At 57.8% G+C, this 14242-nt stretch carries 13 protein-coding genes; 3 read left to right on the plus strand and 10 right to left on the minus strand.

The window, feature by feature from the left end:
• Positions 1 to 106 precede the first annotated feature (106 nt).
• Positions 107 to 2527 carry a glycerol-3-phosphate 1-O-acyltransferase PlsB gene (gene plsB, locus FHC52_RS11895; RefSeq protein WP_021242749.1) on the plus strand — a complete coding sequence of 807 codons (2421 nt, stop codon included), beginning with the start codon at positions 107 to 109 and terminating at the stop codon, positions 2525 to 2527.
• A gap of 102 nt (positions 2528 to 2629) precedes the next feature.
• Here the strand turns inward: plsB and gntU are convergent, their stop codons facing one another.
• The 5 genes from gntU to FHC52_RS11920 form a co-directional block, all read right to left on the minus strand.
• On the minus strand, positions 2630 to 3970 hold the full coding sequence (gene gntU, locus FHC52_RS11900) for a gluconate transporter (RefSeq protein WP_220420084.1): 1341 nt from the start codon (positions 3968 to 3970) through the stop codon (positions 2630 to 2632).
• 3 nt (positions 3971 to 3973) lie between these two features.
• Positions 3974 to 4501, minus strand: coding sequence for a gluconokinase (gene gntK / locus FHC52_RS11905; protein ID WP_008503362.1), 528 nt, complete (start codon positions 4499 to 4501; stop codon positions 3974 to 3976).
• A gap of 126 nt (positions 4502 to 4627) precedes the next feature.
• Positions 4628 to 5623: a gluconate operon transcriptional repressor GntR gene (gene gntR / locus FHC52_RS11910; RefSeq protein ID WP_021242747.1), complete on the minus strand. Its 996-nt coding sequence runs from the start codon at positions 5621 to 5623 to the stop codon at positions 4628 to 4630.
• Between the two features lie 101 nt (positions 5624 to 5724).
• A complete protein-coding gene (locus tag FHC52_RS11915) occupies positions 5725 to 6420 on the minus strand; it encodes a pirin family protein (RefSeq protein ID WP_008503360.1) in 696 nt (231 codons plus the stop codon).
• Between the two features lie 123 nt (positions 6421 to 6543).
• Entirely contained in the window at positions 6544 to 7581 is a 1038-nt protein-coding gene (locus tag FHC52_RS11920; RefSeq protein ID WP_126289005.1) for an oxidoreductase, read from the minus strand.
• A gap of 256 nt (positions 7582 to 7837) precedes the next feature.
• Here FHC52_RS11920 and yhhY point away from each other — a divergent pair, with 256 nt between their 5' ends.
• Complete coding sequence (yhhY, locus tag FHC52_RS11925; RefSeq protein ID WP_021242744.1) at positions 7838 to 8326, plus strand: N-acetyltransferase; 489 nt, start codon at positions 7838 to 7840, stop codon at positions 8324 to 8326.
• Between the two features lie 86 nt (positions 8327 to 8412).
• Here the strand turns inward: yhhY and ggt are convergent, their stop codons facing one another.
• Positions 8413 to 10158: a gamma-glutamyltransferase gene (gene ggt / locus FHC52_RS11930; protein ID WP_206513388.1), complete on the minus strand. Its 1746-nt coding sequence runs from the start codon at positions 10156 to 10158 to the stop codon at positions 8413 to 8415.
• 123 nt (positions 10159 to 10281) lie between these two features.
• Here ggt and FHC52_RS11935 point away from each other — a divergent pair, with 123 nt between their 5' ends.
• Positions 10282 to 10659, plus strand: coding sequence for a DUF2756 family protein (locus FHC52_RS11935; protein ID WP_008503356.1), 378 nt, complete (start codon positions 10282 to 10284; stop codon positions 10657 to 10659).
• On the opposite strand, the gene ugpQ is transcribed toward FHC52_RS11935, so the two are convergent.
• From ugpQ to ugpA, 4 genes are read right to left on the minus strand one after another with little or no spacing between them, the layout of a single operon-like run.
• Positions 10643 to 11389 (minus strand): glycerophosphodiester phosphodiesterase, encoded by a 747-nt coding sequence (gene ugpQ, locus FHC52_RS11940; RefSeq protein WP_039266982.1) that lies wholly within the window; start codon positions 11387 to 11389, stop codon positions 10643 to 10645. The two genes, FHC52_RS11935 and ugpQ, sit on opposite strands and share 17 nt — an antisense overlap.
• Positions 11386 to 12456: a sn-glycerol-3-phosphate import ATP-binding protein UgpC gene (locus FHC52_RS11945; protein WP_126288999.1), complete on the minus strand. Its 1071-nt coding sequence runs from the start codon at positions 12454 to 12456 to the stop codon at positions 11386 to 11388. Before FHC52_RS11945 ends, ugpQ begins: the two co-directional genes overlap by 4 nt.
• A gap of 1 nt (position 12457) precedes the next feature.
• Positions 12458 to 13303: a sn-glycerol-3-phosphate ABC transporter permease UgpE gene (gene ugpE, locus FHC52_RS11950; protein WP_013099125.1), complete on the minus strand. Its 846-nt coding sequence runs from the start codon at positions 13301 to 13303 to the stop codon at positions 12458 to 12460.
• Entirely contained in the window at positions 13300 to 14187 is an 888-nt protein-coding gene (gene ugpA, locus FHC52_RS11955) for a sn-glycerol-3-phosphate ABC transporter permease UgpA (protein WP_021242739.1), read from the minus strand. Before ugpA ends, ugpE begins: the two co-directional genes overlap by 4 nt.
• Between the last annotated feature and the right edge of the window lie 55 nt (positions 14188 to 14242).

Below are 14242 nucleotides of genomic sequence, written 5' to 3' on the forward strand. Positions count from 1 at the left end.
CGTTTCGCTACAGCCTGAAGTATGACGGGTAACAACAGAAATTTTGCGCGCTTTCTGTTATCCTTGCGCCGCAATTGCATTATTAACCAGAGGCTTTACATCGTTTATGTCCGGCTGGCCACGAATTTACTACAAATTACTTAATTTACCATTAAGCATCCTGGTAAAAAGCAAGTCTATCCCAGCAGAACCCGCGCTGGAACTGGGGCTCGATACGTCGCGCCCTATTATGTACGTTTTGCCTTATAACTCGAAGGCAGACTTACTGACGCTTCGCGCCCAGTGTCTGGCGCATGACTTACCTGACCCGCTTGAACCGCTGGAAGTTGACGGTACGCTGCTGCCACGCTACGTCTTCATCCACGGCGGGCCGCGCGTGTTTACCTATTACACGCCGAAAGAAGAGTCCATCAAGCTGTTCCATGACTATCTCGACCTGCACCGCAGCAACCCCGATCTGGATGTGCAGATGGTGCCGGTATCGGTGATGTTTGGTCGTCGTCCGGGTCGTGAAAAAGGCGAAGAGAATCCGCCGCTGCGCATGCTTAACGGCATCCAGAAGTTCTTCGCGGTCTCCTGGCTGGGACGCGACAGCTTTGTGCGCTTCTCTCCTTCCGTTTCGCTGCGTCGCATGGCGGACGAGCACGGCACCGACAAGATCATCGCGCAAAAACTGGCGCGCGTGGCGCGTATGCACTTCGCCCGTCAGCGCCTGGCGGCCGTAGGGCCACGCCTTCCGGCGCGTCAGGATCTGTTCAACAAGCTGTTGGCTTCAAAAGCGATCGCCCGCGCCGTTGAAGACGAAGCGCGCAGCAAGAAAATTTCGCATGAGAAAGCTCAGCAGAACGCCATTGCGCTGATGGAAGAGATCGCAGCGAACTTCTCTTATGAGATGATTCGCCTGTCCGATCGTATTCTCGGCTTTACCTGGAACCGCCTGTATCAGGGCATCAACGTCCATAACGCCGAGCGCGTGCGTCAGCTGGCGCATGATGGCCATGAGATTGTCTATGTCCCCTGCCACCGCAGCCACATGGACTACCTGCTCCTTTCCTACGTGCTCTATCACCAGGGGCTGGTGCCACCGCACATCGCAGCCGGTATCAACCTGAACTTCTGGCCCGCGGGCCCGATTTTCCGTCGCCTGGGCGCGTTCTTTATTCGTCGTACCTTCAAGGGCAACAAGCTCTACTCCACCGTGTTCCGCGAGTATCTGGGCGAGCTGTTCAGCCGCGGCTATTCCGTGGAGTACTTCGTGGAGGGCGGTCGTTCCCGTACCGGTCGTCTGCTCGATCCGAAGACCGGCACGCTGTCGATGACCATCCAGGCCATGCTGCGCGGAGGCACCCGTCCGATCACGCTGGTGCCTATCTACATCGGCTACGAGCACGTGATGGAAGTGGGCACGTACGCGAAAGAGCTGCGCGGTGCGACCAAAGAGAAAGAGAGCCTGCCGCAGATGCTGCGCGGCTTGAGCAAGCTGCGCAATCTCGGTCAGGGCTACGTGAACTTCGGCGAGCCGATGCCGCTGATGACCTACCTGAACCATCACGTGCCGGAATGGCGCGAGTCCATCGATCCTATCGAAGCGGTGCGTCCTGCCTGGCTGACGCCAACGGTTAACGGCATCGCGTCCGAGCTGATGGTGCGCATTAACAACGCCGGTGCGGCTAACGCCATGAACCTCTGCTGTACGGCACTTCTGGCTTCACGTCAGCGTTCCCTGACCCGTGAACAGCTCACGGAGCAGCTGGATTGCTATCTGGATATGATGCGTAACGTGCCGTATTCGGTTGACTCGACCGTGCCTTCTGCAACCGCCAGTGAACTTATCGATCACGCGTTGCAGATGAACAAGTTTGAAGTGGAGAAGGACACGATCGGCGACATCATCATTCTGCCGCGCGAGCAGGCGGTGCTGATGACCTACTACCGCAACAACATCACGCATATGCTGATGCTGCCGTCGCTCATGGCCGCCATTATTACCCAGCATCGTCATATCTCCCGTCAGGAGCTATTGCGCCATCTTGAGACCATCTATCCGATGCTGAAAGCGGAGCTGTTCCTGCGCTGGAGTAAGGATGAGCTGGCGACAGAACTGGATAAGATGACGGAAGAGATGCGTCGCCAGGGGCTGATTACCCTGAACAACGACGAGCTGCACATCAATCCGTCACGCTCCCGCACCCTGCAACTGCTGGCGGCCGGTGCGCGCGAAACGCTGCAGCGCTACGCCATCACGTTCTGGCTGCTGAGCGCGAACCCGTCCATCAACCGCGGTACGCTGGAGAAAGAGAGCCGGACGCTGGCCCAGCGCCTGTCCGTTCTGCATGGCATTAACGCCCCTGAATTCTTCGACAAAGCGGTCTTCAGTTCTCTGGTGCTGACGCTGCGCGATGAAGGCTTCATCAGCGATACGGGTGATGCCGAGCCGGAAGAGACGTTGAAGGTGTACCAGATGCTGGCAGAGCTGATTACCTCGGACGTGCGCTTAACGATTGAGAGCGCCACGCAGGGCGAGTAACACAATGCCGGGTTATGGCCCGGCCTGACGCCCTGGATAATAAAAAGGCCCGGTAAGCGCTGACGCTACCGGGCCTTTTTTTTCCTTGTTAAATCATTGCATTTAGCTGAGCAGCGTAAAGGCAATCATCCCGACAATTGCACCCGTCGTGCCGAGGATAGTTTCCATCAGCGTCCAGGTTTTCAGGGTTTGCGCTTCGGTGGCGCCGGTAAACTTACCGAACAGCCAGAAGCCGGCGTCGTTAACGTGAGAGACCACAATCGAACCACCCGCGATACAGATAGAGAGGGCAGCCATCTGGGCCCCGGAGTAGTTCAGCTGTTCAATCACCGGCATCACCAGACCCACGGCGGTTAAACACGCCACGGTGGCGGAACCCTGGATGATACGCACCGCCGCAGCCAGCACAAAGCAGGTGACCGCAATCGGCAAGCCCATCCCGGTCAGCGCTTCGCCCAGAGCCGGGCCCACGCCGGAATCCACCAGCACCTGCTTGAATACGCCGCCTGCACCGATCACCAGCAGGATAATCCCCGCAGGCTGCAGCGCCGCACCGCAGATCTCCATCACCCGGTCTTTTGGCATCCCCTGACGCATCGCCAGGCCGTAAATCGCCACCAGGCACGCCACCAGGATCGCCGTGAACGGATGACCAATGAACTCAAACCATTCGTAGGCGGTAGAACCGACCGGCACAAAGCGCGCGGCGATGGTTTTCAGGCCCACCAGCACCAGCGGCAGCAGGATCAGCGACAGGCTGAAGCCGAAGGATGGCATTTTGCCCTCGCCCAGGTGCAGCTCAGTAATGTCGTCCGGAATGTGCAGCTCAACGTAACGGCTGATGAAGTTGCCCCACAGCGGACCGGCAATAATCATCCCGGGGATTGCCGCGCACAGGCCAATCAGGATCATCCAGCCAAAGTCGGCGTGCATCTGGGAAGCCAGCAGCATCGGGGCAGGCCCCGGCAGCAGAAACGCTGCGGCCGCCGCCACGCCCGCAAACAGCGGAATGACCAGCTTCACGAGGTTAGTGCCGGTATGGCGCGCCATGGAGAAGGCGACGCTTATCAGCAGCACAACGGCCACTTCGAAGAACAGCGGCAGCGCGCAAATCAGACCGGCCAGACCGATCGCGTAATGCGCGCGGCTGTGGCCAAAGGATTTCAGCATCTTGACGGCAATCTGGTCGACCGCGCCCGTCTCGTGCAAAATCTTGCCAAACATCGCGCCCAGCGCGACCACAATCGCCAGGAAGCCCAGCGTGCCGCCCATCCCTTTTTCCATCGTCGCGGCGATCTTGTCGAGCGGCATACCGGAAAAGAGACCAGCACCAATAGAAACCACCATCAAAGCAACAAAGGCGTGCATGCGCGCCTTCATCACTAAAAACAGCAGCAGCAATACCGAACCTACTGCTGTCAAAACTAGCGTTAATGTACTCAAAACTTACTGCCTTTTATTAATGACCTCGATGGTGCTGGCAACAACACCCTCCAGTGACTGATCGATATCAACCACTAAGACGTCTTTTTCGTCTTCACCCGGCTCCTGCAGCGCTTCAAACTGCGTCACCAGCATCTGGGTTTTGAAGAAGTGACCTTTACGCGCCTTCAGGCGGCTTTCAATCACCTCGAAATCTCCTTTCAGGTAGATGAAAGAGAGGTTTGGGTTGCCGTCGCGCAGCAGGTCGCGATAGGTTTTTTTTAGCGCGGAGCAGACGATCAGGGAGACTTTGTTAGTGCGCTGCATCGCGAACGCGGCGTCATTCAGCGCCTGCAACCACGGTTTGCGGTCGTCATCGTTCAGCGGTTCGCCGGAGGCCATTTTCATGATGTTGCTGCGCGGATGGAGGAAGTCGCCATCAAGAAACGCAGCCTGGAGTTGATGCGCCACTTCGCTGGCCACGGCTGATTTCCCGCTACCGGAAACGCCCATCAGGACGTAGACGTGGTGATCGTGATTAGTCGTGCTCAAAGGATGTCCCTCAGTTAATTGTTACGGGTAACAGTTATCGGTAACATTGTCCTGCCGGGGCAAAAGAGAAGCAATATCCAAACGTGCGCGAAGTGAATAAGTGTGAGCTACTTCAAATTTGTCAGTTCAAATAGATCCACCCGGTGACAAGGTGAAACCTAAATCTAACATTTTCGGCGTAACCGTCTCGCCACGAATGCGCGCCAGCAGGCGTTCTGCGCCAATGCGGCCCATACGTTCACGCGGCGTCAGGACGCTCGCCAGACGCGGCTCCATCACCTGACCGATGTCATGGCCGTGGAAACCGGCGATCGCCATATCATCAGGGATCTTCAGCCCCAGACGCTGGCACTCAAACGCTGCGCCGACCGCAAGGTCATCGTTGGTACAGAAAATACCGTCCAGTTGCGGATACTCGCGTCGCGCCTGACGCATCAGCTCAATACCCGACGTATAGGAAGAGGACTGCTCCACCATCACGCTGTACGGGGTTAAGTTCGCGTCGAGCATCGCCTGCTCGTATCCCTTCTGTTTGATGATAGTACGTTCATCAAGACGCGCACCCAGATAGGCGATATGACGATGCCCGCGGGCGATAATGGCCGCCGTCATCTGGCGCGCCGCTTCGAAGTTATCAAACCCCACGGCGATGTCGAGGCACGGCGACTGGCTGTCCATCAGCTCCACGACTGGGATACCGGCCACTTCAATCATTTTGAGCGTGCGGGCAGTGTGGGTTCGTTCGGTTAAAATCAGGCCGTCAATGTTCCAGGAAAGCATCGATTCAAGACGTTCCTCTTCGAGTTCCGGCTTGTACCCGTAGTGGGCGAGCATGGTCTGGTAGCCAAACGCATCGGTGACGCTTTCAATGCCGCGCAAAACTTCGGCGAAAACCTGGTTGGTCAAAGAAGGAAGCAGAACGCCCACCGCGCGGCTGGTCGCATTCGAGAGAATATCGGGTGCACGGTTGGGGATATAACCCAGTTCATCAAGGGCAGCGGCAATCTTGCCACGTAACGCCACGGAAACCTGTTCCGGGTTACGTAAAAAACGGCTGACCGTCATTTTGGTCACACCGACGCGATCGGCGACATCCTGAAGTACGGGGCGTTTCTTTTTCATCGTCCTGAGAAATCTTGAAGTGAGAGATTTGCTCAGTTTACCACGGACAAAGCCCATCCTTCCCCTGTCAAAGGGAAGGATGGGGATTTATTTATGTTTTATTACACCGGCGGCAGGTCAAACAGCAGAATTTCGCTTTCGCTGTCGGCATGCACCGAGATCGCCTGCTCATCCCAGATCGCCAGACCATCGGCGGTTGTCGCTTTGGTGCCGTTGATGGACACCTCCCCTTTCACCACCTGGATCCAGACGCGGCGGTTAGCGGCAATCTGATGCACGGACTGTTCATCTTTCGCCAGCGCCCAGCGGTACAGCTCCATATCCTGATGCACTTTCAGGGAGCCTTCGCGCGCATCCGGGGAGAGCACCAGCTGTTTACCCTGTTTGGCGTCGAAGCGGCGCTGCTCGTAGCGCGGCGTGATGCCGGTCTCTTCTGGAATGATCCAGATTTGATACAGGTGCAGTTTTTCCGTTTTGCTTGGGTTGTACTCGGAGTGACGCACCCCGGTACCCGCGCTCATAATCTGGAACTCGCCCGCCGGAACCTGCTCTTTGTTGCCCATGCTGTCCTGGTGCTCAACCGCGCCTTCCAGCACATAGGTCAGGATTTCCATGTCTTTGTGCGGGTGGGTACCAAAGCCCTGGCCTGCATCAATCACGTCGTCGTTAATCACGCGCAGTGCGGAGAAGCCCATGAAGTTCGGGTCGTAGTAGTCGGCAAACGAGAATGAATGCCATGAGTCCAGCCAGCCATGATTCGCGTGACCACGTTCGTTTGCTTTGCGTAAGTAGATCATTGTTTTCACCCTCAGTTCGTTTCGATGGAGTAAGTGTGGACGCAAACGGCCTGGGATCATAGGGGGTGAAAATTGACTCCTCTGTTCAAAAATTGTGAACAAGTGCAGAGGAGCCGTTTTTGCTTATTTTGCGAGGGTTATCGTGGCAGGAGAAGCCTGTTCGAAGGCCCGCTCAAGGATTTCGAGGTTGGTCAGAACGTCAGATTCCTTGACGTAATTCGCCGTGCCGTTTGTGAGGGTCTCAAACAGCGCATCATAGACGCGGCCATAGTCGCCGGTTTCCGGCTTCAACGTTTCTTTGACCGTCACGCCCTCGTCGTTCACATACTCCAGCACGCCCACGGAATCGTCCGCGGCAAAGCCTGGTTCACCCGGCATGATATTGGCCTTCAGGCTGGTCTCCTGCTGGTCGATACCGTATTTGATAAACGAACCTTTAGTGCCGTGAACGATAAATTTCGGGTAGTCGATCTCCACCAGGTGGCTGGTTTTGACGATGGCCTTCAGGTCGCCGTAGAACAGCTGGGCTTCGAAGGTATCGTCCGGGTTGGCTTTATTGCGCAGGCTGCGAATGTCATACGCCACGTGGTCCGGGCGGCCAAACAGGGAGATGATCTGGTCCATGGTATGCACCCCCAGCCCGTAGAACGAACCATCCTGCGGCAGTCCGGGTTGCGTTTCCGCCACCGGGCGGTAGTAATCGAAGTGACTTTCGATTTCCACGATCTCGCCGAGCTTGCCGCTTTCAATCGCTTTTTTCGCCGTCAGGAAGCAGCTGTCGAAGCGACGGTTCTGGTACGGCGTGACGGTCAGCCCTTTACTTTTCGCCAGCGCGAACAGCGCTTTCGCTTCGGCGATGGTCGGGGTGAACGGCTTTTCTACCAGCACGTTTTTACCCGCATTGAGCGCGCGTTTCGCATAGTCAAAATGGCTGTCGGCGTGGGTGCAGACAATCACCAGCGTGACCTGCGGATCGTTAAGCACGTCATCGAGATCGCTGGTGAAGTGGATGTGGGAATACTGAGGAGATTGCTCTTCCGGCTTCGCGCGGCGGCGGTAGATATGGGCCACATGCCAGGTATCTTTACGGTTGAGGACATACGGCAGGTGATAGCGGGTGGTGCTTTTGCCAAATCCAATAAATGCACAGTGTAGTGTCATGGCTCAGTCCTTTTGGAAGGTTACTGAGTCTAACCATAACAAAAAAAAAGCCAGCTAAAAGCTGGCTAAAGTAATACTGGAAGCAATGTGAGCAATGTCGTGCTTTCAGGTTCCCGTAGCGGTCTTCCTGAATGCAGAGCAATAATAATCATTCTCATTCGCACTTGTCCAATACTTTTTGCAAAAAATAGCGGTTGACTCAAATTTTAAAGTCATTGATGTTGGAAGGGCCTTTTAACTGACTGAGGAACAAGGAATGAGTGAGATAGTGATACGCCACATCGAACCCAGCGATGCAGAAGCTTTACGTGACATCATGTCGCATCCTGATGTGTATCACGACACGCTACAGCTCCCTCATCCTTCTATGGAAATGTGGCACGAACGCGTTGCGACAAAACCAGGCCGGCGCCATCTCGTTGCCTGTCTGGACCAGCGCGTTATCGGGCATATGGCGCTGGACGTGATGGAAAACCCGCGTCGCAGCCATGTTGCCACATTCGGCATCAGCGTGGCTGCGGATATGCAGGGACGCGGCGTAGGCCGCAGGCTCATGAGCGAGATGATCAACCTGTGTGACAACTGGTTGCGCATTGAACGTATCGAACTGACGGTCTTTGCCGATAACCCCGCGGCTGTTGCCCTCTATAAAAATTTTGGTTTTGAAATCGAAGGGACCGGCAAGAAATTTGCCCTGCGCAACGGCGAATATGTGGACGCGTATTATATGGCGAGAATGAAGTAGTGATTTGCCGGGTGGCGGCTTCGCCTTACCCGGCCTACGTTCGTGCAGTTGTAGGCCCGGTAAGCGCAGCGCCACCGGGCAACACATCAATACCCCGCCGTCAAATCATCCACCGAACGCGGGTCTGATGCGCCAAACAGCGCTCCGTCCGGCCCCACCATAATGCTCTGGGTGCTGCCCATCGCCTCTTTCACCGCCACCTTCTGCCCACGCTGCTCAAGCAGTCTAATGGTGTCCGGGCTAAAGCCCTTCTCAACGCGCAGCTCGTCCGGCAGCCACTGGTGGTGGAAACGCGGGGCGTTAGTCGCTTCGGCGACGTTCATCCCAAAGTCGATGCTGTTCACCACCATCTGCAATACGGTGGTGATAATCCGGCTGCCGCCCGGGCTACCGGTTACCAGCCAGGTTTTGCCCTCTTTCACCACGATGGTGGGCGACATGGACGACAGCGGACGTTTCTTCGGCCCTACCGCGTTCGCATCGCCGCCGACCAGCCCGTAGACGTTCGGCACGCCCGGCTTGGCAGAGAAGTCATCCATCTCGTTGTTCAGCAGAATGCCGCTGTTGCCCGCCACAATCCCGGTGCCGAAGGTGGTGTTGAGCGTATAGGTCACCGCCACCGCGTTACCGTCTTTATCCACCACCGAGAAGTGGGTGGTCTGGTTGCTTTCATACGGTGCCAGCTTGCCGGGACGGATCTCGCTCGACGGCTTGGCCTTGTTGATGTCGATCTGATCGGCAATGGATTTGGCGTACGCCTTGTTGGTCAGCGCCTGCCACGGCACCTTCACGAAGTCCGGGTCGCCGAGATATTCCGAGCGGTCGGCATAGGCGCGTTTTTCCGCTTCCGCCATTATCTGCATGGCATCCGCGCTGCCGAAACCGAACTTGTGCATATCGAAGTTTTCAAGAATGTTGAGGATCTGCACGATGTGAATGCCCCCGGAAGACGGCGGTGGCATGGAGAAGACCTCGTACCCGCGGTAGGTGCCGCTAATCGGCTCGCGCTCCACCGCCTTGTAGTCCGCCAGATCCGCTTTGGTGATGAGCCCGCCGTTCTTCTGCATCTCTTCCGCAATCTGGTCGGCAATCGCCCCTTTGTAGAAAGCGTCCGGACCGTGCTCCGCAATCAGCTCCAGGCTTTTGGCGAGGTTCTTCTGCACCAGCTTATCGCCCTTCTTCAGCGGTTCACCGTCTTTCCAGAAGATCGCCTTACTGTTTTCGTGATTCGGGATGACTTCGCTGCCGTAGGTTTTGAGGTCGTCTGCCAGGGCGTCATTCACCACAAAGCCCTCCCGCGCCAGCTTGATAGCAGGCTGAACCACCTTGTTCAGCGGCATCGTGCCGTATTTTTCCAGCGCCAACGAGAAGCCCGCAACGGTGCCCGGCGTGCCGGAGGCCAGGTGCGAGGTCAGGGATTTTTTACTGTCCGGGTTGCCCTGGTCATCGAGGAACATGTCCCGTGACGCCTGAGAAGGCGCCATTTCACGGAAGTCGATGGCGGCGGTTTTCCCGTCTTTGGTGCGCAGCATCATAAAGCCGCCGCCGCCCAGGTTCCCCGCCTGCGGGTGCGTCACCGCCAGCGCATAGCCGACGGCGACCGCCGCATCCACCGCGTTACCGCCCTGCCTGAGAATATCAACACCCACGCGGGTCGCCAGCGCATCCACCGACGCCACCATGCCGTGGGTTGCCCGCACGGGATGAAAGACATCTTCCTCCACGCCGTAAGAGACCGGAGGCGCCGCGGGCGGGTTGGCCGCCACGCTAAATGTACCGCCTGCCATCAGCGCGGCGAGGGCGACCCAGCGCAAAAACGTTGGTTTCATCATTATTGTTCTCCAGGTGAAGGGATCCATATTCCCCGCTTAAGCCTGGTTCACAACTCCTAAAAAATCATCGTCATGGTGAAATCAGGGTAAACTTAAGAGAGACCTCAAAAGGAGGAAATGACAATGAAACGCTTATTGATTCTTACGGCGCTGATCCCGTTTGCCGCGCTCGCACAGCCACTCAATACGATGAATAACCCGAACCAGCCGGGTTACGTTATCCCGAGCCAGCAGCGTATGCAGACCGAGATGATGAGCCAGCAACAGCAGCAAAAAGGGATGCTGAATCAGCAGCTGAGAACGCAGACCCAGATGCAGCAGCAAAGCCTGCAAAATCAGATGAACGCCAACACCCAGCGCGTGCAGCAGGGGCAGGTGCGCGAGCAGCCGCTGCCGAACAGAAACGGCGGAATGTTAGGTGGGATGACCTCGTCAGGCAGCGGACAGCAGCATATGCTGCCGCCGCAGTCGAATGGCAGTATGCTTAATCCGCAGAACTAAAGTCCGGGCCGATCAGGTCAATCGCATCGGTACAGATGCTGTCCACGCCCCAGCGCAGCAGTTCGGCTGCACGCTGGGGTTTATTGACGGTGTAAACCAGAATATGCAGACCCGCGTCTTTCAGCACCTTCACCCGCGCCTCATCCAGCAGCTTGTGATTAAGATGAATAGAGACACACGCTAAGCGCGTCGTCAGCTCACGCCAGTCCTCGCGCCACTCGTCCAGCAATAGCCCGCGCGGCAGTTCCGGCGCTGCGGCCTGTGCGGCCTCCAGCGCATCGATTTCAAATGATGACAGCAGCGGCGCGGTCATCCCTTCCCACAGCTCGCGCGCGGCAAGGGCAATCACTTTGCCGGTCAGCGGCCCGGTGCCGGTGGTCGGTTTGATTTCGATATTGGCCATCATGCCGTGCTGGCGACAGCGGTCGGCCACTTCCGCCAGCAGCGGCAGCGGTTCGCCTTTGAATTCGCCGCTGTACCAGCTTCCGGCGTCGACCTTCAGCAGATCGCGCCACGGCAGCTCGCCCGCCACGCCCCAGCCGTTGCTGGTGCGTTCGAGGTTATCGTCATGCAGCAGGAAAATCTCGCCGTCTTTCGACAGCTTGGCGTCGAACTCGATCATGGTGTGGCCGTAACGCGCGCCAACATCAATTGCCGCCAGGGTGTTCTCCGGCGCCAGCTTACCGCCGCCGCGGTGGGCGACGACGTGGGGATAAGGCCAGTTGCTCATACTCGTTGTCCTGTTTCACCGTCAAAAAGGTGCAGATGATTTTCCGGCAGGTGCAGCCACAGCGTGCTGCCTGCTTTCGGGCGCTCCTGATGCGCCAGACGCACCACCATCTTTTGCTCGCCCCAGCGCCCGTGCGCCAGGTTATCTGCACCCAACATCTCCAGCGTGTCCATCACCAGCGGAACGCCGCCTTCCGCCTGAGAGGTTAAACCGATATGTTCCGGGCGGATACCGAGCGTCATCTTACGCCCGGCGAAGCCACGATAGTACCAGTTGATCGGCAATGCCATCCCGCTTTCCAGCTCAAAGTGCGTGCCCGTGCTGCTGATGCGCCCTTCGAGCAGGTTCATCGCCGGGCTGCCGATAAAGCTCGCCACAAAGCGGGTGGCCGGTTTCTCGTAGACTTCCACGGGGGTACCAATCTGCTCGGCAACGCCTTTGTTCATCACCATCACGCGCTGAGCGAGGGTCATGGCCTCAACCTGATCGTGGGTAACGTACAGTGACGTGGTTTTCAGGCGACGGTGCAGCTGCTGCAGCTCAAGACGCATCTGCACGCGCAGCTTGGCGTCGAGGTTAGAGAGCGGCTCGTCGAAGAGGAATACCGCCGGATCGCGCACGATGGCGCGCCCCATCGCCACGCGCTGGCGTTGGCCGCCGGAGAGCTCGCGCGGGCGGCGCTTGAGCAGGCCGTCCAGCTCCAGAATGCGCGCCGCTTCTTTCACGCGCTCCTCGATATGGCCTTTGCCCATGCCGCGGATTTTCAGCCCCCAGGCCATGTTCTCCTCCACGCTCATGTGCGGGTAGAGGGCGTAGTTCTGGAACACCATCGCGATGCCCCTGTCTTTCGGCTCCATCTCGGTGACGCGCTGGCGGTCAATCCAGATATCCCCGGAGGTCACGCGCTCCAGCCCCGCCACCATGCGCAGCAGCGTAGATTTGCCGCAGCCGGACGGGCCGACCATCACGATAAATTCCCCGTCCGCCACGTCGAGCGTCAGCGGCTGAATCACCTGGGTTTTGCCGTCCCAGCTTTTGGTTACTGCCTGAAGTTTTAAACCTGCCATCTTATTTCTCGCTATCGACCAGGCCGCGGACAAACGCGCGCTGCATGGCTAAAACAATGACTACGGGTGGGATGAGGGTGAGCAGCATCGCCGCCATCACCTGGTTCCAGAGGGTGGTGCCTTCGCCGGTGGCAATCATGCCTTTGATGCCCGCCACGGCGGTGCCGAGATTGACGTCCTGAATAATCAGCAGCGGCCACAGGTACTGGTTCCAGCCGTAGATAAAGGTGATCACAAACAGCGCCGCAAGGTTGGTTTTCGACAGCGGCAGCACGATGTCGCGGAAGAAGCGCATCGGCGACGCGCCGTCGATGCGCGCGGCTTCAATCAGCTCGTCCGGCAGGGTCATAAAGAACTGGCGGAACAGGAAGGTGGCGGTCGCCGAGGCCATCAGCGGCAGGGTTAGGCCCGCATAGCTGTCGAGCATCTTCAGGTTGGCGATCACTTCCACCGTCGGGAAGATACGCACCTCCACCGGCAGCATCAGGGTAATGAAGATCATCCAGAAGAAGAGGTTGCGCAGCGGAAAGCGGAACCAGACGATGGCGAAGGCCGAAAGCATCGACACCGTAATTTTGCCGACCGTAATGCCGAACGCCATGATGAAGCTGTTGAGCATCATCAGCCAGAACGGCGCGCTGTTGGCACCCACGCCCTGGGTCCAGATGGTCTTCATGTTCTCGAAAAGATGCGTGCCTGGGATCAGCGTCATCGGCGTATCGAACACCGCTTTGGTGTCCAGCGTGGCGGCGACAAAGGCCACGTACAGCGGGAAGAGGATGACGATAATCCCCAGAATCAGCATGGTATGGCTGAAAATCGTCAGCCCGCGACGGTTCTCAATCATTGGTAGCGCACCTTACTTTCAACATAGCGGAACTGCACCACCGTGAGGATGATGACGAGGAACATCAGGACCACCGACTGCGCGGCGGAGGCCGAGAGATCCAGCCCGGCGAAGCCTTCGCGGTAGATCTTATAGATAAGCGTGGTGGTCGCCTGCACCGGACCGCCTGCGGTGGCCGCATCGATCACCGGGAAGGTGTCGAAGAAGGCGTAGACGAGGTTAACCACTAGCAGGAAGAAGCTCACCGGGGCGATCAGCGGCAGCGACAGCCTGAAGAAGCGACGAATCGGCCCTGCGCCGTCAATCGCGGCGGCCTCCACCAGCGAACGCGGGATGGACTGCAGCGCGGCAAAGAAGAACAGGAAGTTGTAGCTGATCTGCTTCCACACCGAGGCGAACACCACCAGGAACATAGCCTGACCGCTGTTCTGAGCGTGGTTCCAGTCGTAGCCGAACTCTGCCAGGAAATGGGTAATCAGCCCGCGACCGGGGTTAAACAGGAAAATCCACAGTACGGCGGCGACGGCGGGCGCCACGGCGTACGGCAGCAGCATCAGGGTCTGATAAATACGACTGCCGCGCACCACGTAATCCACCAGCGCGGCGAAAAACAGCGAGGCAACCAGACCGCTGACGGTCACCAGCGCGCTGAACCTGATCGTCGTCCAGAAGGCGTCCAGGTAGTAGCTGTCATGGAACAGCGCGGTAAAGTTGTCCAGCCCGACAAACTGGCTGGAGAGCCCAAACGGATCGACGCTTTGTACCGAGTACCACAGCGCTTCGCCCGCAGGCCAGATAAAGAAGATAACGGTGATGACCAGCTGAGGCGCGACCAGCAGGTACGGCAGCCAGCGGGAACGGAACACCGGACGGGATGATGACATTGAGATTGGGTTCCTGAGCAATGCCGGGTGGCGGCTACGCCTTACCCGGCCTACA

Source organism: Enterobacter sp. EC_64 (genome assembly GCF_019584165.1).
Lineage (GTDB): Bacteria > Pseudomonadota > Gammaproteobacteria > Enterobacterales > Enterobacteriaceae > Enterobacter > Enterobacter roggenkampii.